20 protein-coding genes are annotated in these 21779 nt (G+C 63.4%); 4 read left to right on the top strand and 16 right to left on the bottom strand.

The features are described 5' to 3' along the window. Positions 1 to 72: 72 nt before the first annotated feature. The 11 genes from parC to rpoZ all read right to left on the bottom strand — a co-directional run bounded on the left by parC (position 73) and on the right by rpoZ (position 10993). Positions 73 to 2331, bottom strand: coding sequence for a DNA topoisomerase IV subunit A (gene parC, locus QY049_RS38360; protein ID WP_301270676.1), 2259 nt, complete (start codon positions 2329 to 2331; stop codon positions 73 to 75). 60 nt (positions 2332 to 2391) lie between these two features. Next, positions 2392 to 2670 (bottom strand): hypothetical protein, encoded by a 279-nt coding sequence (locus tag QY049_RS38355; RefSeq protein ID WP_194482454.1) that lies wholly within the window; start codon positions 2668 to 2670, stop codon positions 2392 to 2394. A gap of 101 nt (positions 2671 to 2771) precedes the next feature. Then, a complete protein-coding gene (gene recO / locus QY049_RS38350; RefSeq protein ID WP_301270675.1) occupies positions 2772 to 3524 on the bottom strand; it encodes a DNA repair protein RecO in 753 nt (250 codons plus the stop codon). 140 nt (positions 3525 to 3664) lie between these two features. Beyond that, positions 3665 to 4045, bottom strand: coding sequence for a hypothetical protein (locus QY049_RS38345; protein ID WP_194482452.1), 381 nt, complete (start codon positions 4043 to 4045; stop codon positions 3665 to 3667). A gap of 21 nt (positions 4046 to 4066) precedes the next feature. Then, positions 4067 to 4993 (bottom strand): GTPase Era, encoded by a 927-nt coding sequence (era, locus tag QY049_RS38340; RefSeq protein WP_301270674.1) that lies wholly within the window; start codon positions 4991 to 4993, stop codon positions 4067 to 4069. Continuing rightward, positions 4983 to 5894 carry a ribonuclease III gene (gene rnc / locus QY049_RS38335; protein WP_194482450.1) on the bottom strand — a complete coding sequence of 304 codons (912 nt, stop codon included), beginning with the start codon at positions 5892 to 5894 and terminating at the stop codon, positions 4983 to 4985. The genes era and rnc overlap by 11 nt, the downstream gene beginning before the upstream one ends. Next, the gene (gene lepB / locus QY049_RS38330) at positions 5891 to 6655 is read right to left on the bottom strand and encodes a signal peptidase I (RefSeq protein ID WP_194482449.1); all 765 of its coding nucleotides are present in this window, start codon (positions 6653 to 6655) and stop codon (positions 5891 to 5893) included. Before lepB ends, rnc begins: the two co-directional genes overlap by 4 nt. Positions 6656 to 6904: 249 nt before the next feature. Beyond that, positions 6905 to 7324 carry a holo-ACP synthase gene (acpS, locus tag QY049_RS38325; protein WP_301270673.1) on the bottom strand — a complete coding sequence of 140 codons (420 nt, stop codon included), beginning with the start codon at positions 7322 to 7324 and terminating at the stop codon, positions 6905 to 6907. After that, the gene (locus QY049_RS38320) at positions 7321 to 8073 is read right to left on the bottom strand and encodes a pyridoxine 5'-phosphate synthase (protein WP_301270672.1); all 753 of its coding nucleotides are present in this window, start codon (positions 8071 to 8073) and stop codon (positions 7321 to 7323) included. The genes acpS and QY049_RS38320 overlap by 4 nt, the downstream gene beginning before the upstream one ends. Before the next feature lie 32 nt (positions 8074 to 8105). Continuing rightward, positions 8106 to 10391 (bottom strand): bifunctional (p)ppGpp synthetase/guanosine-3',5'-bis(diphosphate) 3'-pyrophosphohydrolase, encoded by a 2286-nt coding sequence (locus tag QY049_RS38315; RefSeq protein WP_301270671.1) that lies wholly within the window; start codon positions 10389 to 10391, stop codon positions 8106 to 8108. 209 nt (positions 10392 to 10600) lie between these two features. Next, positions 10601 to 10993, bottom strand: a complete 393-nt coding sequence (gene rpoZ, locus QY049_RS38310) for a DNA-directed RNA polymerase subunit omega (RefSeq protein ID WP_008133017.1) — start codon at positions 10991 to 10993, stop codon at positions 10601 to 10603. A 329-nt stretch (positions 10994 to 11322) separates the two neighbouring features. Between rpoZ and QY049_RS38305 the strand changes: the two genes are divergently transcribed. Then, on the top strand, positions 11323 to 11967 hold the full coding sequence (locus tag QY049_RS38305) for an NYN domain-containing protein (RefSeq protein ID WP_194482445.1): 645 nt from the start codon (positions 11323 to 11325) through the stop codon (positions 11965 to 11967). Next, complete coding sequence (locus QY049_RS38300; RefSeq protein WP_301270670.1) at positions 11948 to 12625, top strand: uracil-DNA glycosylase; 678 nt, start codon at positions 11948 to 11950, stop codon at positions 12623 to 12625. Before QY049_RS38305 ends, QY049_RS38300 begins: the two co-directional genes overlap by 20 nt. Here the strand turns inward: QY049_RS38300 and QY049_RS38295 are convergent. The 4 genes from QY049_RS38295 to dapA all read right to left on the bottom strand — a co-directional run bounded on the left by QY049_RS38295 (position 12622) and on the right by dapA (position 15132). Further along, complete coding sequence (locus QY049_RS38295; RefSeq protein ID WP_301270669.1) at positions 12622 to 13215, bottom strand: peroxiredoxin; 594 nt, start codon at positions 13213 to 13215, stop codon at positions 12622 to 12624. The genes QY049_RS38300 and QY049_RS38295 overlap by 4 nt on opposite strands. A gap of 15 nt (positions 13216 to 13230) precedes the next feature. Then, positions 13231 to 13704 carry an SsrA-binding protein SmpB gene (smpB, locus tag QY049_RS38290; RefSeq protein WP_035709956.1) on the bottom strand — a complete coding sequence of 158 codons (474 nt, stop codon included), beginning with the start codon at positions 13702 to 13704 and terminating at the stop codon, positions 13231 to 13233. A 74-nt stretch (positions 13705 to 13778) separates the two neighbouring features. Beyond that, positions 13779 to 14192 (bottom strand): large conductance mechanosensitive channel protein MscL, encoded by a 414-nt coding sequence (gene mscL / locus QY049_RS38285; protein ID WP_258766646.1) that lies wholly within the window; start codon positions 14190 to 14192, stop codon positions 13779 to 13781. A 49-nt stretch (positions 14193 to 14241) separates the two neighbouring features. Then, positions 14242 to 15132 (bottom strand): 4-hydroxy-tetrahydrodipicolinate synthase, encoded by an 891-nt coding sequence (gene dapA, locus QY049_RS38280; protein WP_301270668.1) that lies wholly within the window; start codon positions 15130 to 15132, stop codon positions 14242 to 14244. 295 nt (positions 15133 to 15427) lie between these two features. On the opposite strand from dapA, the gene QY049_RS38275 reads away from it, so the two are divergent. Continuing rightward, positions 15428 to 17851, top strand: coding sequence for a transglycosylase SLT domain-containing protein (locus tag QY049_RS38275; RefSeq protein ID WP_301270725.1), 2424 nt, complete (start codon positions 15428 to 15430; stop codon positions 17849 to 17851). Positions 17852 to 18273: 422 nt separating this feature from the next. Here the strand turns inward: QY049_RS38275 and QY049_RS38270 are convergent, their stop codons facing one another. Beyond that, complete coding sequence (locus tag QY049_RS38270; RefSeq protein WP_301270667.1) at positions 18274 to 19779, bottom strand: porin; 1506 nt, start codon at positions 19777 to 19779, stop codon at positions 18274 to 18276. 238 nt (positions 19780 to 20017) lie between these two features. Between QY049_RS38270 and QY049_RS38265 the strand changes: the two genes are divergently transcribed. Beyond that, a complete protein-coding gene (locus QY049_RS38265; RefSeq protein WP_301270666.1) occupies positions 20018 to 21613 on the top strand; it encodes a tyrosine-type recombinase/integrase in 1596 nt (531 codons plus the stop codon). Positions 21614 to 21779 lie beyond the last annotated feature (166 nt).

Here is a 21779-nt window from a genome sequence, read left to right as displayed (position 1 = left end):
GGACGGTATCAGAACGCGCACACCGATGCAGCCACGCGAGCGCATTGCTGCACATCGGGGATAAGAAAGCGGCTACCCGATCGCCTTGCCGAACTTGTTCGACTTCGGGAAGCCCTTAGGCGGCAGACGACCGGCGTCGGCGCGGGTGCCCTGCCACTCCGCGAGTTCCTTCATGGTCGCGGAAAATTCGCGGCCGGCAGAGTCCTTCCAGGTCAGGCCTGCCTTGGCCTCGAAGACCGTAACGTCGGAGAGGCCGCCGTCCTTGTACTTCTGCAGGCGCACGCCACGGCCACGCGCCATCTCCGGCACCTGCTCAAGCGGGAAGATCAGCATCTTCCGATTCTCGCCGATGACCGCGACGGTGTCGCCGATCACCTCGGTAACCGCGCGCGCCTCGTTGGGCATGTCCACGTTGAGAACCTGCTTGCCCTTCTTGGTGGTGCCGACACAATCGTCCTCGCTGACGACGAAGCCCTGGCCCTCGTGGCTCGCGACCAGGAATTTGCGCCCGCCCTTGTTGACGAACAGCGTGACCGGTGCTGCCTCCGGCTCGAGATCGATGAACTGGCGGATCGGCTCGCCGTGGCCGCGGCCGCCCGGCAGCTTCGCCACGTCGATCGAGAAGAACTTTCCGTTGGTCGCGAACAGCAGCAGCTTCGACGTCGTTTCCGCGAAGAAGGCGATGCCGAGCTTATCGTCCTGCTTGAAGGCGAGCCCCGAGAGATCCTCGACATGCCCCTTCATGGTGCGGATCCAGCCCTTGTCGGAGACGACCACGGTCACCGGCTCGCGCTCGACGAGGGCTTCCTCCATCGCGGCGAGATCATGCTCGGGCGCGTCCGCAAAAGTGGTGCGGCGCTTGCCGAGCGGCGTCTTCGGTCCGAACATGTCGCGGACCTTGCCGACCTGCTCGCCGACCTTCTTCCACTGCTCGGCTTCGGATGCGAGCACCACGTTGATGCCCTTGAGCTCGGCACGGAGATTCTTGTCCTCGGTGCGTATCTCCATCTCTTCCAACTTGCGCAAGGAGCGCAAGCGCATGTTGAGGATGGCCTCGGCCTGCACCTCGGTGAGCTTGAACCGCTTCATCAACGCTGGCTTCGGCTCATCCTCGTTGCGGATGATCCTGATCACCTCGTCGATGTTCAGAAACGCGATCAGGAAGCCGCCGAGCACCTCGAGCCGGTTCTCGATCTGCACCTTGCGATAATTGGTCCGACGTGTCAGCACGTCGCGCAGATGGTCGAGCCATTCGCGCAAGCACTCCGCGAGCCCCACCACCTTCGGGATGCGGCCCTTGATCAGCACGTTGAGGTTCAGCGGAATCTTGTTTTCGAGCTCGGTCAGCCGGAACAATGATTCCATCATCAGCGCCGGATCGACGTTCTTCGACTTCGGCTCGATGACGAGGCGAACGTCCTCGGCGGATTCATCGCGCACCTCGCCGACTAGTGGCAGCTTCTTCTGGTCGAGCAACTCGGCGATCTTCTCGACCATGCGCGACTTCTGCACCAGGAACGGGATCTCGGTGACGACGACGACCCAAGTGCCGCGCGCGCCCTCTTCCTGCTGCCACCTGGCGCGGACGCGGAACGAGCCGCGGCCGGTCGTATAGGCTTCGGCGATCGCCTGCTTGGAATCGACGCAGATGCCGCCGGTCGGGAAATCGGGCCCCTTGACCCATTTCATCAGCGCCTTGGACTTGGCGTCCGGCTTCTCGATCAGATGCAGCGCGGCGTCGCACAACTCGGCTGCATTGTGCGGCGGGATCGAGGTCGCCATGCCGACCGCGATGCCTTGCGCGCCGTTGGCGAGCAGGTTCGGGAAGCCGCCGGGCAAGACAACGGGCTCTTTGCCGCTGGCGTCGTAGGTCGGCTTCAACTCGACGCCGTCCTCATCGATCCCGTCCAAAAGCAGGCGGGCCACGTCGGTCAGGCGCGCTTCCGTGTAGCGCATGGCTGCCGGGTTATCGCCGTCGATATTGCCGAAATTGCCCTGGCCGTCGACGAGTGGATAACGCGAGCTGAAATCCTGCGCGAGGCGCACCATGGCGTCATAAATCGCCTGGTCGCCATGAGGATGGTAGGAGCCCATCACCTCGCCGACAATCTTCGCGGACTTCTTAGGGATAACGCCAGGGTCGAGCCGCAGCAGGCGCATGCCGTAGAGGATGCGCCGGTGAACCGGCTTCAGGCCGTCGCGCGCATCGGGGAGCGCGCGATGCATGATGGTCGAAAGCGCGTACGCAAGGTAGCGCTCTTCCAGCGCCTCGCGCAGCGGTACGTCGTGAATTTCAGCCGGTCCTTCCGGCGGAACGATTCGTTTTCCCATGCCGCCCGGTTAAACCGTGGAAGCGAATCGGGCAAGGATGGATTGGTTCCCGGTGGGCTTCTACTGCCCTGCCCAGCCCGCGGTCACGGTCGGCTGGACCTTGACCGGAGGCGTCGCCGGCATGTTGGCGACACAGCGGCGGGCAGCCTCGATTTCGGCATCGGTCGCGCCATGGGACCGCGCCCATGTCTCTGCGGCCGCAGCGGAATATTTCGCCACATAGTACCGGACGACGGTGCAGGAGGCCCGGCGAAACACGCCAGGTTGCGGCTCGCCGGCCATTGCGTCAGGCGCAAAGGCAAGCAGCGCCGCGGTCAGCGCAAAACCCCTGATCAACATTTGGGCTGTCCCCGTTGTGGAACCTGCCCGCCCAACGCATCTGGCGGCGTTTCGTTCCCGAGGGAACCGTTGTGCTCAGGCAGCACAGCAGCGCGATCCGCTCATGGCGCCGGGAGCGCCGCTTTGGCCTGCTGCCGGATCAGGGCATTAATGAAGCCCGCGCGCGCGTCGGAATGGCCCTGCCCGCGCGGCTCCAGCACATGACGCAGCAGGAACAGGCCGGTCAGTCGAAAGCCGTCCTGGAGATCTTCGTCAGTGAGCTCATGCGAGGCTTCGCCATGGCGCAGGAACGGCGGCAGCCGCAGCAGCCGGTCGCGCCAAGGCTCGCCCGCGCCGCGCGACACCGCGCCGCCGGATTTCGGCGAGACGTAGATCAGGTCCGTGGTTTCCCCCGTCACCGCGCAATTCTCCAGCGCAAGCCCGAAGCCAAGCTCGGCGAGCATGGCCAGCTCGAAATGGATGAGATGCACGGCCGCGCTGCCGATGTCGTCGAAATCATCGAGCGAGTGTTCGAGCAGCGAGAATATCTCCTCGTGCGGATCCCGCTCGGGCAGCAGCCGCGCAATCGAGGCGAGATGGGTCACGCCGTAGACCCCGTGGGACGATCCGAGCAGCGTCGCCGCGCGCAGCTTCAGCCCCTCGATCGCGTAGGTGCCGAGATGCTCGTCGAGCCGCGCCCGCCACACCGCACTGACGCTGTTGCCGGGTTGCAGGAGCGGCCGCAGCCGCGAGCTGGCACCGCCGCGCACGAGACCAAGATGCCGGCCATGCTGGCGCGTCAGCAGCTCGACGATGGCGCTGCTCTCGCCATGCCGCCGCACGCCCAGCACGATGCCTTCGTCGGTCCATTCCATGGCAGGAAGCTTATAGGATTCCAGTGAGGCGCGCAGCGCTATCTCCCGTCATTCCGGGGCGCCTCGAAGAGGCGAACCCGCAATCTCGAAATTGCGGGTTCGATGCTTCGCATCGCGCCGGAATGATGGAACGTATCAATTCACGCGTTGAACCAGCCCTGCGCGTCGCCGGTAAACGAGAAGTACAGCCCGAACGCCGTCAGCACGCAGGAGACGATCTCGATGGCGCTGTCGAGTTCGAGGCCCCTTTCGCCGAGAATCTGGCCGAGCGAGATCACGGACAGCACCAGCGCCGCGGCCAGCACCCAGCGCGGCCAGTTCTTGCGCCAATGCGCGGCGAGCCGGACGAAATAGACCAGCAGCAGGATCATCCCTCCGGCGAGCAGCGTCGCCGTCATGATCATCTGTTCGGTCATCTCGGCGGTGGGCGTGCGGTCCTGCACCGCCACCGACAACGCATCCAGCATCAGCGAGGCATAGAGCAGCGCTTCGAAACGCTGGACGTTGCGGGGCACACTCATCGGCGACTGATCTTTTCTTGACTATTCCCTGGGAAATTCCAGGCCCATCTCGCGATAGCGATCGGGATCGTCACCCCAGTTCTCGCGCACCTTCACGAACAGGAAAAGATGCACCGGCACGTCCAGGATCTGCATCAGCTCCCTGCGCGAGTCCGCACCGATCGACTTGATGGTGGCGCCGCCCTTGCCGAGCACGATCTTGCGCTGGCTCTCGCGCTCCACGAAGATCGTCTGCTCGATCCGCACCGACTTGTCCTTGCGCTCCTCCCACTTGTCGGTCTCGACCGTGGACTGGTAGGGCAATTCCTGGTGCAGCTTCTGATAGATCTTTTCGCGCGTGATCTCGGCCGCCAGTTGCCGCATCGGCGCGTCCGACATCTGGTCCTCGGGATAGAGGTAAGGACCTGGCGGTACCATCTCGGCCAGCGTGGTGCGGATGTCGTCGACGCCGTCGCCCGAGATCGCCGCGATCATGAAGGTTCTTACGAACTTCATCCGTTCGTTGGCGGCCTGCGCCAGCGCCAGCAGCTTCTCGCGCTGGACCAGATCGACCTTGTTGATGACCAGGATCTTGTCGTGGTTGACGCTGGCAGCCTTGGCCAGAATCGCCTCGGCTTCCTCGTCGATCCCGGTCTTGGCATCCAGCAGCACGCAGACGAGGTCGGCGTCATGCGCCCCGCTCCAGGCGGTCGAGACCATGGCGCGGTCGAGCCGGCGCTTGGGCAGGAAGATGCCGGGCGTGTCGACCAGGATGATCTGCGCGTTGTTCTCGATCACGATGCCGCGGATCAGCGCGCGCGTGGTCTGCACCTTGCGCGAGACGATCGTGACCTTGGCCCCGACCAGCGCATTGACCAGCGTGGACTTGCCGACGTTGGGCGCGCCGATCAGCGCGACGAAACCGCAGCGTGTCGCGGCAGGCGCCTCACCGCTTGCTTCAGCCGTCATTGCCGCCGCCAACGCCTTCACGTTCGATCATCACTGAAGCTGCTACTTTCTCCGCCGCGCGCTTGCTGCCGCCGATGCCTTCGGCCGGCGCCAGTCCCGGCAGATCCACCGCCACGCGGAACTGCGGATCGTGATGCGGGCCGGTGCGCTCGACCTCGCGATAGACAGGCGTCGGTAGTCCCTTCCCCTGCGCCCATTCCTGCAGCACGGTCTTGGGATCGCGCAAGGGCCGGCGCGGCTTGTGCATGCGCTCGGTCCAGTTGCGCTTGACGAACTCGTCCGCCGCCGCATGGCCGCCATCGAGAAAGATCGCGCCGATCACGGCCTCGCAGATGTCGCCGAGAATGGACTTGCGCAGACGGGCATCGGCGCTGGAACCGACCGAGCCGAGCTTGATGTCGTCGAGCAGACCGAGCGACTTGGCGACGTCGGCGCAGCTTTCCTTGCGCACGAGCTCGGCAAGCCGCTTGGACAACTCGCCCTCATCAGCGTTCGGGAAGGCGTGATAGAGCATGTCGGAAACGACGAGCCCGAGCACGTGGTCGCCGAGGAACTCCAGCCGCTGATAGCTGTCACCGCGCTTGCGTCCCGACTTCAGCGCCGAGACATGCGTGATCGCCTGCATCAGCAGGTTCGGATCGGCAAAGCCGTGGCCGATGCGGGCCTCGAGCGCAGCATTCGCGTCAGCCGCGGCCTTCGCCTTGTCCTTGGCCTTGCTGCTCCGCGTCCGCTTTTTCTTCGCGGCAGTCTTGGCGTCGGCGGTCTTGGCTTCACCAGCCTTGTGTTCACCAGCTTTGGCTTCAGGGGTCTTCGGCGCAAGCGTCTTTGTTGCAGCTTCGCCCTCAGGAGCGGCTTGCGCCTCGATCGGCTGGGTCGTGATGTCCTTGGCTTCGTCTTTCATCGGACGATTTTGAAGAAGCGATTCCAGCGCACCGCCCACGGCCAGCGCCAGAACATCCAGGCGTGCTCACCCTCGCCGATCGAGAAGAAGATCATCTGGGCGCGGCCGATCAAGTTCTCCCGCGGCACGTAGCCGACCTGGCCGAGGAAGCGGCTGTCGGTGGAGTTGTCGCGGTTGTCGCCCATCATGAAGAAATGGCCGGGCGGCACCGTGTAGACGTTGGTGTTGTCCATGTAGCCGTTGTCCGCGCAATCGAGCGTCTCGTAGGAAACGCCGTTCGGCAGCGTTTCCTTCCAGCGCTTCACGCGCGAGATTCCGCCGCCCTCGGAGCCGCAGGGATCCTCGCCGACATACTCGCTCATGCGCTGGCGCTCGACCGGGGTGTCGTTGATGTAGAGCAGCCCGTCTTTCATCTGGATGCGGTCGCCGGGCAGGCCGATCACGCGTTTGATGTAGTCGGTGGTGTCGTCCTTGGGCAGCCGGAACACGACGATGTCGCCGCGGTTCGGATCCGAGCCCCAGATCCGTCCCGAGAACAGCGGCGGCGAGAGCGGGATCGAGTAGTGGCTGTAGCCGTAGGAATATTTCGAGACGAACAGATAGTCCCCGACCAGCAGTGTCGCCTTCATCGAGCCGGAGGGGATGTTGAACGGCTGGAACAGGAAGGTGCGGATCACTAGCGCGATCAGGAGAGCGTGGATAACGACCCGGACCGTTTCGCCGACGCCGCTTTCAGTTTTCGTTCCCGAAGTCACGCTCATTGCTCTCTCAATTCCGGCCGGCGATCATAGAACGCCCTCCTCCCGCGAACGGCCCACCGGTTCGCGGCCCAGGGAGATTGTCCTGATTCTGATAGTGAGGGCCAATTCCGGCGTAAAGCCGAATTCGCCCAGCCTGATTTGCGTTCGCGGACTTTTAGACGGTTGTCGCAGGCCACGCAATCAAGGATCGCATCAAAACTTCATAAGATGTTGATTTCCAACGATAATTATAAAACAATCATTCAGCCATCAGGGCTTGGCCATCGGGACGGCGGAAATGATCACGAAGGCCTGCGCGAGCGGCCAGTCGTCGGTGATCGATAGATCAATCTGGGCCTCGAACCCCTCTGGCGTCAGAGCCTGGAGCCGGGCCAGCGCGCCCCCGGTCAGCCGCATGGACGGCCGGCCCCCGGGCAGGTTGACCACCCCCATATCGCGCCACCAGACGCCCTGCCGGATGCCGGTGCCGAGCGCCTTGGAGCAGGCCTCCTTGGCGGCAAAGCGCTTGGCATAGGTCGCCACCACCATCTTCTCGTTTTTGGCGCGCCGCTCCGCCTTGGCCCGCTCGGCCGCGGTGAAGATGCGGTCGAGAAAGCGCTCGCCATGGCGCTCGATCACCTTGGCCACGCGGGTAATGTCGATGAGATCGGAGCCGATGCCGATGATCATGCCCGGCTCCGGCCCCGATCCATCGCCGCGCGCATCTTGCGCACCGTCTCGGCAAGACCGACGAACAGCGCCTCGCCGATCATGTAGTAACCGATGTTGAGCTCCATGATCTCGGACAGCGCGGCGATCTTCTCCGCGGTCGCATAGTCGAGGCCATGTCCGGCATGGACTTCCAGCCCCGCCGCCGTCGCGACCTTCACGCCCGCCACGATCCGCTGCCATTCGGCTTCAGCCTTGTCGGTGTGGCCGTCGGTGACGGCGTCGCACCACGCGCCGGTGTGGATCTCGATCACGGGCGCGCGCAGCCGCGCCGCCATCTCGATCTGCGCCGGGTCGGCGGCAATGAACAGGGAGACGCGGATGCCGGCATCATTGAGCCGCGCAATGTACGGTGCGAGCGCGTTGTGCTGGCCGACCACGTCCAATCCGCCCTCGGTCGTCACCTCCTGACGGCGCTCCGGCACCAAACAGACCGCATGCGGCTTGGTGGCGAGCGAGATCCGCATCATGTCGTCGGTGGCCGCCATCTCGAAGTTCAGCGGCTTGGAGATCTCCGCCTTCAGCCGCGCCATGTCCTCGTCGCGGATGTGCCGGCGATCCTCGCGCAAATGCGCGGTGATGCCGTCGGCGCCGGCCTCGATCGCCAGCAGCGCGGCGCGGACCGGATCGGGATGGCGGCCGCCGCGAGCGTTACGGACGGTCGCGACATGGTCGATGTTGACGCCGAGGCGAAGCGGAGATGCGGGCATTTCAGGGCTCACGAGATCGGAGAGAGAGGCGCCTATCCATTGACACGTTCGACTTTGGCGACGACCGCCTTGGCGCGCAGCTGGGCCAGGATCGCGCTCAAATGCTTGAGATCGTAGACTTCGAGATCGATCGTCGTCTCCGTGAAGTCGGGCGAGCGGCGCTGCATGCTGATGTTGTCGATGTTGCCGTCGTGCTCGGCAATCACAGTCGCGATCTGCGCCAGCGCGCCGGGCTCGTTGACGTTCTCCACCTTGATGCGCGCCGGGAAGCGTTGCGGCGCGGTATCCTCGATGTCCCAGCGGACGTCGAGCCAGCGCTCCGGCTCCTCCTCGAAATCCTTCAGCGCCGGCGACTGGATCGGATAGATCGTGATCCCCTCGCCCGGCGTGACGATGCCGACGATGCGATCGCCCGGCACCGCGCCGCCGTTCGGCGCGAACTTCACCGGCAGGTCGGAATTGATGCCGCCGATCGGGATCGCCACCGGGCTGCGTGACGGCTCGAGCACCTTCTCCTTGAGCTTGGCGGCGAGCCCCTTCTTGATGCCGTAGCGCGCGACGCGCTCCTCCTTGTAGTCGGGATACATGGCGCGCGCGACGTGGGAGGCCTTGATCTCGCCGCGCCCGACCGCCGCCATGACGTCCTCGATCGAGGTGCGCGCCAGCCGCGGCAGCGCGCCCTTGAGCTTGTCGTCGGCATATTCGATCTTGGCGCGCTCGAACAGGCGCTCGACGATGCGCCGGCCGAGGCCGACATATTGATCGCGCACGGCGGTGCGGGTGGCACGGCGGATCGCGGCGCGCGCCTTGCCGGTGACCGCCAGCGTCTCCCAGGCCGAGGGCGGCGCCGATTGCGCCTCCGACGTCAGCACCTCGACCTCGTCGCCGTTCTGGAGTTCCGAGGACAGCGGCGCGAACTTGCCGTTGATCTTGCAGCCCACCGCACTGTTGCCGACGTCGGTATGCACGGCATAGGCGAAGTCGATCACGTTGGCGTGGCGCGGCAGCGCGATCAGCTTGCCCTTCGGGGTGAAGCAGAACACCTGGTCGTGGAACAGTTCGAGCTTGGTGTGCTCGAGGAATTCCTCGGGGTTGGCGCTCTCCGAGAGGATGCCGATGGTGTGGCGCAGCCAGGCGAACGCGTTGGACTCGCGCTTGAGGAATTCGGTCGGCGAGCCCACGCCTTCCTTGTAGAAGACATGCGCGGCGATGCCGCGTTCGGCGATCTGGTCCATCGCCTCGGTGCGGATCTGCAGCTCGACGCGCTGGTTGCCGGGGCCGATCACCGTCGTGTGAATCGAACGATAATCGTTCTGCTTCGGCGTCGAGATGTAGTCCTTGAACCGACCCGGCACAACCGGCCAGGTGGTGTGAACGATGCCGAGCGCGCGATAGCAGGACTCGATGTCGTTGACCACGACGCGGAAGCCGAAGATGTCGGACAGCTGCTCGAAGCCGATCGACTTGCGCTCCATCTTGGTCCAGATCGAAAATGGCTTCTTGCGGCGGCCATAGACCCGCGCCCCCAAGCCGCGGTGACGCAGATTGTTGGAGAGCTGGTCCTCGATCTCGCCGATCAGGTTGCGGTTGCGCTCGGCGAGCGCATCGAGCCGCTGCATCACCACCGAATAGGCTTCGGGATCGAGGGTGCGGAAGGACAGATCCTCCAGCTCCTCGCGCATTTCCTGCATGCCCATGCGCCCGGCCAGCGGCGCGTAAATGTCGAGCGTCTCCTCGGCGATGCGCCGTCGCGATTCGGTCGGCACGAAGTCGAGCGTGCGCATGTTGTGCAGGCGGTCGGCGAGCTTGACCAGCAGCACGCGGACATCGTCGGCAATGGCCAGCAACAATTTGCGCAGGTTCTCGGCCTGCTTGGCCTCGCGCGACACCAGCTCCAGCCGCTTCAGCTTGGTCAGGCCCTCGACCAGCGCCCCGATCTCGGGCCCGAACAGCTGATCGATCTCGGCGCGCGTCGCTTCAGTGTCCTCGATGGTGTCGTGCAGGAGGGCCGCAACAATGGTGGCGTCGTCGAGCTTCAGGTCGGTGAGAATCGCCGCCACTTCGAGCGGGTGCGAGAAATACGGATCGCCGGAGGCGCGGGTCTGCGAGCCGTGCGCCTTCATGGCGTAGACATAGGCGCGGTTGAGCAGGTCTTCGTTGGTGTTCGGGTTGTAGGACCGGACGCGCTCGACGAGGTCGTATTGACGCATCATCCGCGCGCGCGGCTTCGCCGGCCGTGCCACCGGCGCAGTCGGGGCCACGGCAACCGATTCGGTTGCGGCCAGCATCTGCGTGGGTCTGCGGCGTCGATACACCATTCCATCCTGCCTTCAAACGGACCATGAGACGGCCCGTTGCATACATCCTAAGCCCGATCGCGGACGCGGCCGATCAATTCGATGACAGGCGGGCGGCGCGAACCGGCAACGCTATGGTAACCACGAAAACGCCAACAAAAGCAAAGGCCCGAACTCAGGTTCGGGCCTTTGATAAGATCACAAGAAATCGACGATCGCGAGTAAGACGATTACTCGTCCTCCTCGGGCTGCTCTTCCGGCGGCGCGAGGCCTTCGAGGCCCTTCAGGAGCTCCTCTTCGGTCATGCGCTCCACAGCGACTTCGGTGTCGTCGGCATCGACGCTGGCGCCGGCGGAACCGATCAGCGGCACCGTATCCGGCTCCGGCTCGTCGACTTCGACGAACTTCTGCAGGGAATGCACCAGCTCCTCGCGGAGATCCTCGGGCGAGATGGTCGTGTCGGCGATCTCGCGCAAGGATACAACAGGGTTCTTGTCGTTATCGCGGTCAACCGTTAGTTGTGAACCGGACGAAATCATGCGGGCACGGTGGGCGGCCAGCAAGACCAGGTCAAACCTGTTGTCGACCTTGTCGATACAATCTTCTACGGTGACGCGAGCCATAGACTGTCGCTCCGTTGTGGGTGGGACGAAATATGTGGATGATCGGGGCTAATTATAAGGGCCGGGGCGATTTCGCAAGGCCAATTTGTGATTTGGCCTCGCCAAACGGCTCTGTTACCTCCACATTAGGGCTGGGATGGGTGGTTTCCCGGGCTGCCGTTGTGGGCGGCGCCGGGTGTATGAAGGGCCGCCATAACTATACCTTGATTGCCCCGACTTCTCCGGATTTGCGGTTTCGACGGGTTTCGGCAGCACTTTAAAACTGCGCGGCTTGCTGCCATCGCGCCAACAAAAAACGAATTATCACGAACGCTTCGCGAGCAAACTGAATGTCACCTTCCCCTACCAACAAGATCGCGCTCTTCATCGACGGGGCCAATCTTTACGCAACGGCCAAAACTCTCGGCTTCGACATCGATTACAAGCGCCTTCTGAAGGAATTTCAGAGCCGCGGGACGTTGCTGCGGGCGTTCTACTACACAGCGATCATCGAGGATCAGGAATATTCCTCGATCCGTCCCCTGATCGACTGGCTCGACTACAACGGCTACACCGTCGTCACCAAGGCGACCAAGGAGTTCATCGACGCCTCCGGCCGCCGCAAGGTCAAGGGCAACATGGACATCGAGCTCGCTGTCGACGCCATGGAGCTCGCCGAGCACGTCGACCAGATGGTGCTGTTCTCGGGTGACGGCGACTTCCGCTCGCTGGTCGAGGCCGTGCAGCGCCGCGGCGTCCGCGTCACGGTGATCTCCACCATCGCCAGCCAGCCGCCGATGATCGCGGACGAGCTGCGCCGCCAGGCCGACGTCTTCACCGATCTCGTCGAGTTGCAGTCCAAGCTTGGCCGCGACCCGTCCGAGCGCCCGGCACCACGTGATCGCGGCGAGCGCGAGGCCCGCCACCACGCCCCGCAGTTCCTCCAGCGCGCGACCACGATGGCGCCGAGGGGCGATGACGACTTCGAGGAGTGAGGCGGCAAAGTCGAGCCGCCAGGCCCCCAACCTCGTCGTCCCCGACCGTGACTGTCCGCTCTGCCCGCGCCTGGTCGCCTTTCGCGAGGCGAACCGCGCGCGCGAGCCGTTGTGGCACAATGCTCCGGTTGCGCCGTTCGGCGACATCTCGGCCCGCCTCCTGATCGTCGGTCTCGCGCCGGGGATGCAGGGTGCCAACCGCACCGGCCGGCCGTTCACCGGCGACTATGCCGGTGACCTGCTCTACGCCACGCTGCTCGAATACGGTTTCGCCAAGGGCAGATACCAGGCGCGTCCCGATGACGGGTTGAAGCTGGTCGACTGCCGGATCGCCAATGCCGTGCATTGCGTTCCGCCTCAGAACAAGCCGCTGCCGGTCGAGATCAATACCTGCCGGCAGTTTCTCGTCGCCAATCTCGAAACGATGCCGAAGCTGCGCGCCATCATTGCGCTCGGGCGGATTGCGCACGACAGCGTGCTCAAGCCGCTGAAGCTGAAGGCCTCGCAGGCCCCCTTCGGCCACGGCGCCGTGCACCAGGCCGGCGCGTTCAAGCTGTACGACAGCTATCACTGCTCCCGTTACAACACGAACACGGGCGTACTGACGCCGGACATGTTCCGCAGCGTATTCGCGAAGGTGAAGACGGATCTCGACTAGGCTTTTGCTGAATCCTTGGCGGGATGGGCCTTCAGCCAGTCCAGCACATCGCCGGCGTTCCGGTCGGGCGGAAACACCGGATAGAACACATGCGTGATCCTGGCATCGTCGACAACAAGCGCGAGGCGCTTGATCAGCGTCAGGCCCGCGACCTCCATGGTCGGCAGATTGAGCGCGCGCGTGAGCACCAGCTTCTCGTCGGAGAGCACGGGGAACGGCAGATGCAGCCGGGATGCCATCTCGGTCTGGTAGGTGTTGCTCTGGGTCGAGAGACCAAACACCTGCGCCGCGCCGGCGGCCTTCAACTCGGCGAACAGGTCGCGAAACGCACAGGTCTGCGGCGTGCAGCCCCGCGCCCCGGGGATCATGTCCCAATCGTCGACCAATCCGATCTTTCCGGGCTCGCCGGTGCGCGGGTAGGCGAACACCACGGTGCGCCCCGGTAGCGCCGACAGATTGACCGACGTGTCGTCGGTCGCAAGCAGGCTGATCGCGGGCAGCGTCAGACCTGCAAGATGGGCAGCGCCGCCATCGTCATCAGGTGCAGGAATTCGGCTCCAGTCCACCTCGAGCAGGTTCTTCTGCGTCATCCCGTCCTCTCGGCCCTATCCCCTCGCCCGCATCAGCCGGCCCTTCTCCCGGCTCCAGTCGCGCTTCTTCTCGCTCTCGCGCTTGTCGTGCAGCTTCTTGCCCTTTGCAACCGCCAGCTGCAATTTGGCGCGCCCGCGTTCGTTGAAATACAGCTTGAGCGGGATCAGCGTCATGCCCTCGCGATCGACCGCGCCCATCAGCTTGTTGATCTGCCGGCGATGCAGCAGCAGCTTCCGCGGCCGCTTGGGCTCGTGGTTGAAGCGGTTGCCCTGGAGGTATTCGGGAATGGTGGCGTTGATCAGCCAGATCTCGCCGTCCTTGGAATCGGCGTAGGACTCCGCAATCGTGCTCTTGCCGTTTCGGATCGACTTCACCTCGGTTCCGGTCAGCGCAATGCCCGCCTCGATCGTGTCCTCGATGGCGTAGTTGAAGCGGGCCTTGCGATTTTCCGCCATGACCTTGATCGGACGTTCGTTCTTATCGGCCATGACCTTCAAAAACCTGGCAGACAAACCTGATCGGGATGCGCAGCGACGCTAACAGATTGGATGAAGCGCGCGCGTCACTTCTTGAGGAGATCGCGGATCTCGGTCAGCAACTCGACCTCGGCCGACGGCTTCGGCGGCTCCGCGGGCTTGACCTCTTCCTTGCGCTTGAACTGGTTCATGGTGCGAATGACCATGAACAGCACGAAAGCGACGATGACAAAGTTCACGACCAGGGTGAAGAAGCTGCCATAGGCCAGCACCGCCCCCTGCTTCTTGGCATCAGCGAGATTGGTCGCGGTGACCTTGCTGGAAAGTCCGATGAAATAATTGGAGAAATCCAGGCCGCCGGTGACTGCACCGATGATCGGCATGATGATGTCGTTGACCATCGAGGTCACGATGGCCCCGAAAGCGGCGCCGATGATGACCGCGACGGCGAGATCGACGACGTTGCCCTTCATCGCGAATTCGCGGAATTCCTTCAGCATCGGTGATCCCCCCTGATTTGCCTGTGACGATGAGGTTTACGAACGCCGCCTAGTTGATGAGGCCGGCATGAACCATGGCGTCGCGCACGGCAACGCGGGTCGGCTCGGAGACCGGAACCATCGGCAGGCGCAGCGTCTCGTCGAACTTGCCGAGCAGCGACATCGCGTACTTGATCGGCGCCGGGTTGCTCTCGATGAACAGGTTGTTGTGAAGCGGCATCAGCTTGTCGTGGATCGCGAGCGCCGCCTTGGTATCGCCCTTCGCCCACGCGGCATGGAACTCGGCGCACAGGCGCGGCGCGACGTTCGAGGTCACCGAGATGCAGCCATGGCCGCCATGGGCCATGTAGCCGATGATGGTGGCGTCCTCGCCGGAGAGCTGGTTGAAATCCTCGCCCATCGCGGCGCGCTGCTGCGACACGCGCACCATGCTGGCGGTGGCGTCCTTGACGCCGGCGATGTTCTTCAGCTCCCACAGACGCTTCATGGTGTCGACCGACATGTCGATCACCGAGCGCGGCGGGATGTTGTAGATGATGATCGGAATGCCGATCGCATCGTTGATCGCCTTGAAGTGCTGATACATGCCTTCCTGGGTCGGCTTGTTGTAGTACGGCGTCACCACCAGCACGGCGTTGGCGCCCGCCTTCTCCGCGTGCTGGGCCAGCTCAACAGCCTCCTTGGTCGAGTTGGAGCCGGCGCCGGCGATCACGGGCACCCGGCCCTTGGCCTCTTCGATGCACCATTCGACGACCTTCTTGTGCTCGTCGTGGCTGAGCGTCGGGCTCTCGCCGGTGGTGCCGACCGGGACCAGGCCGTTGGTGCCTTCCGAAATCTGCCAGTTGACCAGGGAGCGGAACGCCGCTTCGTCCAGCGAGCCATGCTTGAACGGCGTGACCAAGGCGGTGAAAGATCCCCGGAATTTCGTCTTGGCTGCCATGGACTTCCTCCGTACGCGGCGAGATTTAGAGCAAGCCCCATTCTTATCGGGTCTAACCCGCCCGTAAAAGGCCTGCATCCGTGTGACGCACCGTTTAAGCCGCGATTTTGCCGCTGTGGTGGTGCAAACCCGGCCGCGGTAAGCGGCTGTTGGTATTTTGTCCGCATATTCAATCAAATACAGCCAGATCTTGTACAGATAGGTCTTGAGCCAATTGACTGATTCGGGGCGACGAAACGCCGTGACCTCCTTTGCTCGTGCCGCATGGCGATCAGCCGGTCTGGCGCTGTGCCTGATGGCAGGCCTGTCGGTCGGCTGCGTCGCTTTGGCCAAGTCCAAGGAGACGACTGAGGAACCCGCAAAGCAAACAGCGAAGGGAACCGCGAAACCAGCCGCCAAGCAGCCTGCGAAAGACGCGGCGAAGGGATCTGCCAAGAGACTCGCCACCGGCGCCGCGAAGGAAACGTCCAAAGAAACGTCCAAGCACACAGCCAAGGGCGCAAGCAAAGAGACCGCCAAGGGAGCGAGCAAGGGCGCAGCTTCGGCGCCAGCCAAGGATGCGGCGAAGAAACCTGCCAGCAAGAACGCTGCGAAGGACAAGCCGAAGCCTGCAGCTGCCTCCGCGTCAAAGTCGCGACCGGCCTCCAACGCGTCGGCTTCCCACGCCGCGCCGGCGGCGACGGCTACCGTGAGACACACCGCCCCGGCACCTGTCTCGGCCGGACCTGTCGCAACGCCCGTGCTCGCGCCGGCAACGCGCCAACACGCCGCGCCGCGCAAGCCGGTCATGCCAGCCGCCGTCGCGGCGACCTCGTCGACCTCGCAAGCCGACAAGGACACGCTGGAGAACGTCATCGAGCTCGTGCGCAAGCGCAAACCGGGCGATGCCACCAGTTACGCGGATTCGATCTCGGATCCAGTCGCGCGAAAACTCGCGGAATGGATCATCCTGCGCAGCGAGGACAATGGCGCGAGCGTCGAACGCTACCGCGCTTTCCTCTCTGCCAATCCAAGCTGGCCGTCGCAGACCTTCCTGCGCCGGCGCCTCGAAGCTGCGATGTGGGACGACAAGCGCGACGATTCGGTTGCCTGGTCGTGGTTCGAGAACGAATCCCCCGTTTCGGCCAAGGGCCGCTTCGCCCTCGCCAAGGCAATGCTGGCGCGCGGCGACCGCGCCAATGCCGAGCGGCTGGTGCGCGAAGCCTGGCGCAGCGATCCGATGTCGGAGGATACCGAGAACAACGCGCTCGACCAGTTCGGTGCGCTGCTCACACCGGGCGACCAGAAGGCGCGGATGGACGCGCTGCTCTATGGCAGCGAGCATGAGGCGGCCCTGCGCGCGGCAAAACGGCTTGGCGCCGGCTATGTCGCGCTCGCCAGGGCCCGTATCGCCTCCTTCAGGAAGGCGCCCAACACGCGCGCGCTGCTCGAAGAGGTGCCGCGCGAGCTGCACGGCGATCCCGGCTTCATCTTCAGCAAGATTCAGCTTCTGCGCCGCGAAGAGAAGTTTCCCGAAGCGGCTCAGCTGATGCTGTCGGCGCCGAAGGACCCCAACCGGCTCTACAATGTCGACGAATGGTGGATCGAGCGGCGCCTGCTGGCACGCAAGATGATCGACAGCGAAGACTTCCGCAGCGCCTATCTGATCGCGCGCGACGCCGCCCTGCCCTCGCGCGACATCTACAAGACCGAACAGGAGTTCACCGCGGGCTGGATCGCGCTGCGCTTCCTCAACGATCCCGCGGCAGCCGCCCAGCATTTTGCCCGCATCGGCGTCGGCAGCGTCAATCCAACCACGCTCGCGCGTGCCGGGTACTGGCAGGGCCGCGCCGCCGAGGCCGCCGGCCGGCAGCAGGAGGCGCGCAACGCCTACGCCCGTGCTGCCGAGCAGTCGACCAGCTATTACGGCCAGCTCGCTCGCGCAAAGCTCGGCCTGCCGCAAATCGAGCTGAACAGCCAGCCGCGCGGCCGCGGCGCCGAACGGCTGGAGATCGTGCGCGCGGCGCAATTGCTCTACGAGCTCGACGAGCGCGATCTGGCGGTGCCGATGCTTGCCGACATGGGCGAGAACGGCGATCCCGAGGCGCTGACCGGCCTCGGCGAGCTGACCCAGCGCTACGGCGACGCGCGCGGCATGCTGCTGGTCGGCAAGGCGGCGCTCAATCGCGGCCTGCCGTTCGATTTCTACGCCTATCCCGTCAACGGTATTCCGCACTTCACCCAGATCGGCCCCGAGGTCGAGCGCAGCGTCGTCTACGCGATCGCGCGGCAGGAAAGCGCGTTCAATCCGGCCGTGGTCTCGCCGGCGCAGGCCTATGGCCTGATGCAGGTAACCCCCGATGCCGCGCGCTATGTCTGCAAGCGGCACGGTGCGACCTATGACCTGTCGCGGCTGAAGAACGATCCGTCCTACAACGCCACGCTCGGCGCGGCCGAACTCGGCGGCCTGCTCGAGGATTATCGCGGCTCCTACATCATGACCTTCGCGGCCTACAATGCCGGCCGCGGCAGCGTGAGGAAATGGATCGACCGCTACGGCGACCCACGTGACGCAAAGGTCGACGCGGTCGACTGGGTCGAGCTGATTCCCTTCTCCGAAACTCGCAACTACGTGCAGCGGATCATGGAGAATCTTCAGGTCTACCGCGCCCGCTTCGGCGGTGGCACGCGCTTGCAGATCGAGGCCGACCTGCATCGCGGCGTCGGCAGCGTCGAATAGAGCCGCTCCCTTTCGGACGGAAGACACTCACCCCGATTTCCGGCGAGGCCAGGGTGCGCGAGGCTGCTTCATGCCGGCTCGCTTGCGCTCGCTTCCGGGCCAAGCATCTGCTGCCTCCGGACAAGAAACAGGAAGCGAAGCTGCATTGCACCTTACCGCCTGGATGGGTCGAAGCAGGAGCGATATCGAAAGCCTCGACAATCGGCCGAGCCTTGGCCCGAAGCCAGGGAGGCGGGGCACAGGAATCGAAGAGGCCGCCTCGCGAGGCGGCCTCTTTCGTTTCAAAAGACGAGGTCGACTTCGTCCGCCCTGCCCTCGTGGATGGTCATCCTGATTGGTGTGACACGGGACGATCGCCGTACCGCCCAAAAGCAAGAGCCCCCGGCGGTTTCCCGCCGGGGGCTCGAGTGGAGTGGTCGAACTTAGAAGGTGCGGTTGGCGCGGAGCAGCAGGGTCAGCGAGTTCTGATCCTTCAGCTCATACGTCGCAACCGGCTTCGCAGCAGCAGCGACCGCAGTGTTCGCACCCGAGATGACGCCCGAGTACTTCTGGTCGAGATGCGACCAGCTCAGGTCAGCCGTGAACGCCAGGTTCTTGACCGGGGTCCAGACGGTGTTGACGCCGATAACGCCGAAGTTGAAGTCCGGGTTACAGGTCGCACCGGCAGTCGTGACAGCCAGAGCAAAGGCAGCGCAGATCGTCGCCTTGGCGTTGGTGGTGTAGCTCACGCCACCGTAACCGCCGTAGATGGCGCTCGCCCAGTTCGGGTTCCAGTTGTGGGTATAACCACCGCGGAAGCCCCAGCTCTTGGTGGTCTCGATGCCACCGCCAGCAGAGCTGAACACGCCGTCAGAGATACCAGCGAAACCGATGCTCTGATAAGCGCCAGCCACGCCCGTGCCGCTGTACATGAAGAAGGTCTGCGGGAACAGAACCTGGAAGTTCTCGCGGGTGTCGCCATCGGTGTAGACGGCGTTCATGTTGATCGTGTCGCCCGCACCGGTCGGGATGTTCTTGATCGACAATGCGCCCATCACAGCCCAACCCCACTTGTCGGAAGGATGACCGGTGGGCTCAGTCGTGCCGTAGTAGCCAGCATGCAGTTCATGCGCGGCGACCGAAATCTGGCCCAGACCCCAGGCCTGGTCGACACGGAGAGCACCGACGATGTCGGGCGAACGCGTTCCACCCCAACCGTTGTTGCCGTAGGAGCCCGTGATGAACGCCGCGTTAGCAGTGGTGGCCGAAACGTTCCAGAGGTTACCCACACCGTTCGACTGCGTATCGGGCATTTCCAAGGCGACCGAACCGGTGATGCCCTGGCCGAAATCAGCGGTATAAGCGGCCTGATTGATACCGGTCACGTGGTTGGAACCGCCCGGAATGGTATCGGGACCGCCAGCATTGTAGCTCTGCCACGGAGCGTCGAAGATCGAGACCGTGCGGCCGAAGGTGAAGCCAGCGAACTGGATGAACGCATGGTAGAGGCCGAGCGAAACGCCGCCAGCGGTAAACGTCGACGGAGCGCTGCCGGACCACTGACCCGTATCATACGAGAAGATCATGTCAGCGTAGGTACGGACAACACCGTATTCGGTCGCGGTACGCGTATCGACGTTGAGGTCCATACGAGCGCGGGTGTAGTAGTAGTTCGTCAGACGGTTGTTCGAACCACCGTTGAGCGTCGGGCCGTTAGCGTTGAAGTTATAGTCTCCGGCGCCGCCGAGAACCATGTCAGCGCGGACGTAACCACCCAGCTTGATGCAGGTGTCGGTGCCCGGCATGTAGTAGAAACCCGCACCGTACAGCGAGCAGATCTTCACGTATTCGACCGCCTTGGCCTTCACGGGGAGATCGGCTGCTTGAGCTCCGCCCACGGCGATCAGACCCGCCGCTGAGCCGAGCAAAAGGCTCTTAACCAACTTCATGTTAAACTTCCAAGTTGCTCTTCAGGGAAGGTCACTGACCCGGACGGCCAATTCCCCAACCCCCTCTAAATCACCGCTTTGGTCACCTTCGCGTCTTCGGACACACCCGCATGAACGCGAGGGACTTAAGCGATCCGAACGCTCGGTGAGCTGAGGTAAGGAAAATCAGTAAGTTACTGATTGCCAAAGCTATTTGGATGCCTGTAGGTACAAGGCATCGTACAAAATGACTGTGTTAATGGCTGGAATGAAGCGAACTTCCACAGGTGCCTACGTGGCCCGAAAGGTAATCCCAGCAGACATTCGAACTGCTTACGCCGCAAAGTACGGTAATGCTTGGGAAGAGAAGTTTCGCTTAGAAGCAGGCGCGTCAGAGCATGAAGCCCGAGCGCGCTTCGGCGAGTGGCTGGCGGATATCGAAACCCGCGTCGGAGCCCTTCGGGCAGCAAAGAAGAACGGAGCGCAACCCCTCACCCGACAGGCCGCCTACGCGCTGGCTGGCAAGTGGTATGCGTGGTTCGTTTCCAAGCACGAGCGCGACCTTCGTACCCCAGCTCACTGGCGGAACCTGGGAGACACATTAGTCTGGGATGTGCTTCGCCCCCATGCTCCGGAGGAATATGAGCAGCGACCAAAGGATGATCCAAATTGGGACTGGAAACTCAGTCCAGAGGTGCGAGCTGAGGTGCGCCCTGCAATCGCAATCGAGGCTCAGACTACGGCGTTCTTGCTTGAGCACGGCCTGAGACTAAGCCCCGACGCAACGAACCTGTTCGTGGACGCGGTGAGCGACAATCTCCTTCCCGCGTTCCAGCGCCTTGAAGCGCTCGCGCGTGGAGACTACACGCCGGATAGTCATCCGCAGGTGTTCCCTCAGTTCGAGCAAGGGGACGCCACGGCAGCGCCTGTCACAGCGATGGAGCTTTTCGGCGCTTGGGCAAAAGCAGTGCAGCCTGCCGAAGGTACGGTCTATCGTTGGGCAACGGTTTTCAAAGAAGCAGGTCGGCATTTCCCTGATGTGAGGAGTATCAGTTACGATCAGGCCAAGGCCTGGATGAACAGTTTGGTCAGTGAAGACCGCTCGGCCAACACAGTCGCGACGGCTTGGCGCACGGCCCTCAAGACGGTCTTCGCGTGGGGCGTCTTGGAGAAGATTGTCGATAGCAACCCGTTCCCTCAAGTGCATATCACCGTCCCTCGCAAAAATGTCGAACGCGAAACCAAGGCTTTCGAAGCAGCAGAGGTCAAGATTATCTTGTCGGCTGCCTTGAAATGCGATGACACGAAGTCTCTGACTGAACGCGCTTGTCGATGGGTGCCGTGGATTTGTGCTTATACTGGCGCTCGCGCCGGAGAAATCACTCAGCTTCGTCCCGGCGACATTCAACAGCGAGATGGCGTCTATTTCGCGAGACTGACACCTTCCGCAGGGAAAATTAAGACGCGAAAGGCGCGCACTGTCCCGCTCCATGAGCACTTGATCGAGCTGGGCTTCGTTGAGTTTGTAGCAAGTGCCAAAGGCGCTCCCCTCTTCTATATGACGCCAAAGAAAGAACGCGCCAGTGGTGGCCCACGTCAGAGCCCGGCCGAGCGCATGAGGGCTCAAGTGGGTACTTGGGTTCGCTCGCTCGGCATAACGGACATGGAAGTTGGCCCGAACCATGCCTGGCGTCACACTTTCAAGGCAATGGCCGCCCGAGTTGCCATTGATGAGCGATACAGCGACGCCATCACGGGCCACGCACCCCCAACAACAGGTAGAAGGTATACTACCCCCACGCCCGAGGATCTTGCCGAGGCGATGAAGCGCTTTCCTCGCTACAAGCTCGACTAATGGTGCTTGCCGAAATAGAGCGCAATGTGTCAGTGGCCGGACCGCACAGGACATCAGCAACAGTAGTTATCATCGCTGGCTGCTGGGCTCGCGACCGCAATCAATCGGGCGCTCTATTGCAGAGCATCAACCCGCCTACGGTTCACTGCTCCACCATGCCTAATGG

Source organism: Bradyrhizobium sp. WYCCWR 13022 (genome assembly GCF_030435535.1).
Classification (GTDB): domain Bacteria; phylum Pseudomonadota; class Alphaproteobacteria; order Rhizobiales; family Xanthobacteraceae; genus Bradyrhizobium.
Note: the sequence above shows the minus strand (reverse complement) of the source record. Positions and strands in the feature narration are given on the sequence as shown.

Coding starts and splice junctions, on each gene's coding strand:
- QY049_RS38315 (WP_301270671.1), bottom strand. CDS start 10,391: ATGGTGTATCGACGCCGCAGACCCACGCAGATGCTGGCCGCAACCGAA.
- recO (WP_301270675.1), bottom strand. CDS start 3,524: ATGGAATGGACCGACGAAGGCATCGTGCTGGGCGTGCGGCGGCATGGC.
- QY049_RS38265 (WP_301270666.1), top strand. CDS start 20,018: ATGGCTGGAATGAAGCGAACTTCCACAGGTGCCTACGTGGCCCGAAAG.
- rnc (WP_194482450.1), bottom strand. CDS start 5,894: ATGAAAGACGAAGCCAAGGACATCACGACCCAGCCGATCGAGGCGCAA.
- QY049_RS38320 (WP_301270672.1), bottom strand. CDS start 8,073: ATGCCCGCATCTCCGCTTCGCCTCGGCGTCAACATCGACCATGTCGCG.
- smpB (WP_035709956.1), bottom strand. CDS start 13,704: ATGGCCGATAAGAACGAACGTCCGATCAAGGTCATGGCGGAAAATCGC.
- era (WP_301270674.1), bottom strand. CDS start 4,993: ATGACGGCTGAAGCAAGCGGTGAGGCGCCTGCCGCGACACGCTGCGGT.
- QY049_RS38275 (WP_301270725.1), top strand. CDS start 15,428: ATGGCAGGCCTGTCGGTCGGCTGCGTCGCTTTGGCCAAGTCCAAGGAG.
- QY049_RS38355 (WP_194482454.1), bottom strand. CDS start 2,670: ATGTTGATCAGGGGTTTTGCGCTGACCGCGGCGCTGCTTGCCTTTGCG.
- dapA (WP_301270668.1), bottom strand. CDS start 15,132: ATGGCAGCCAAGACGAAATTCCGGGGATCTTTCACCGCCTTGGTCACG.
- QY049_RS38270 (WP_301270667.1), bottom strand. CDS start 19,779: ATGAAGTTGGTTAAGAGCCTTTTGCTCGGCTCAGCGGCGGGTCTGATC.
- lepB (WP_194482449.1), bottom strand. CDS start 6,655: ATGAGCGTGACTTCGGGAACGAAAACTGAAAGCGGCGTCGGCGAAACG.
- mscL (WP_258766646.1), bottom strand. CDS start 14,192: ATGCTGAAGGAATTCCGCGAATTCGCGATGAAGGGCAACGTCGTCGAT.
- QY049_RS38300 (WP_301270670.1), top strand. CDS start 11,948: ATGACGACTTCGAGGAGTGAGGCGGCAAAGTCGAGCCGCCAGGCCCCC.
- QY049_RS38295 (WP_301270669.1), bottom strand. CDS start 13,215: ATGACGCAGAAGAACCTGCTCGAGGTGGACTGGAGCCGAATTCCTGCA.
- QY049_RS38305 (WP_194482445.1), top strand. CDS start 11,323: ATGTCACCTTCCCCTACCAACAAGATCGCGCTCTTCATCGACGGGGCC.
- parC (WP_301270676.1), bottom strand. CDS start 2,331: ATGGGAAAACGAATCGTTCCGCCGGAAGGACCGGCTGAAATTCACGAC.
- rpoZ (WP_008133017.1), bottom strand. CDS start 10,993: ATGGCTCGCGTCACCGTAGAAGATTGTATCGACAAGGTCGACAACAGG.
- acpS (WP_301270673.1), bottom strand. CDS start 7,324: ATGATCATCGGCATCGGCTCCGATCTCATCGACATTACCCGCGTGGCC.
- QY049_RS38345 (WP_194482452.1), bottom strand. CDS start 4,045: ATGAGTGTGCCCCGCAACGTCCAGCGTTTCGAAGCGCTGCTCTATGCC.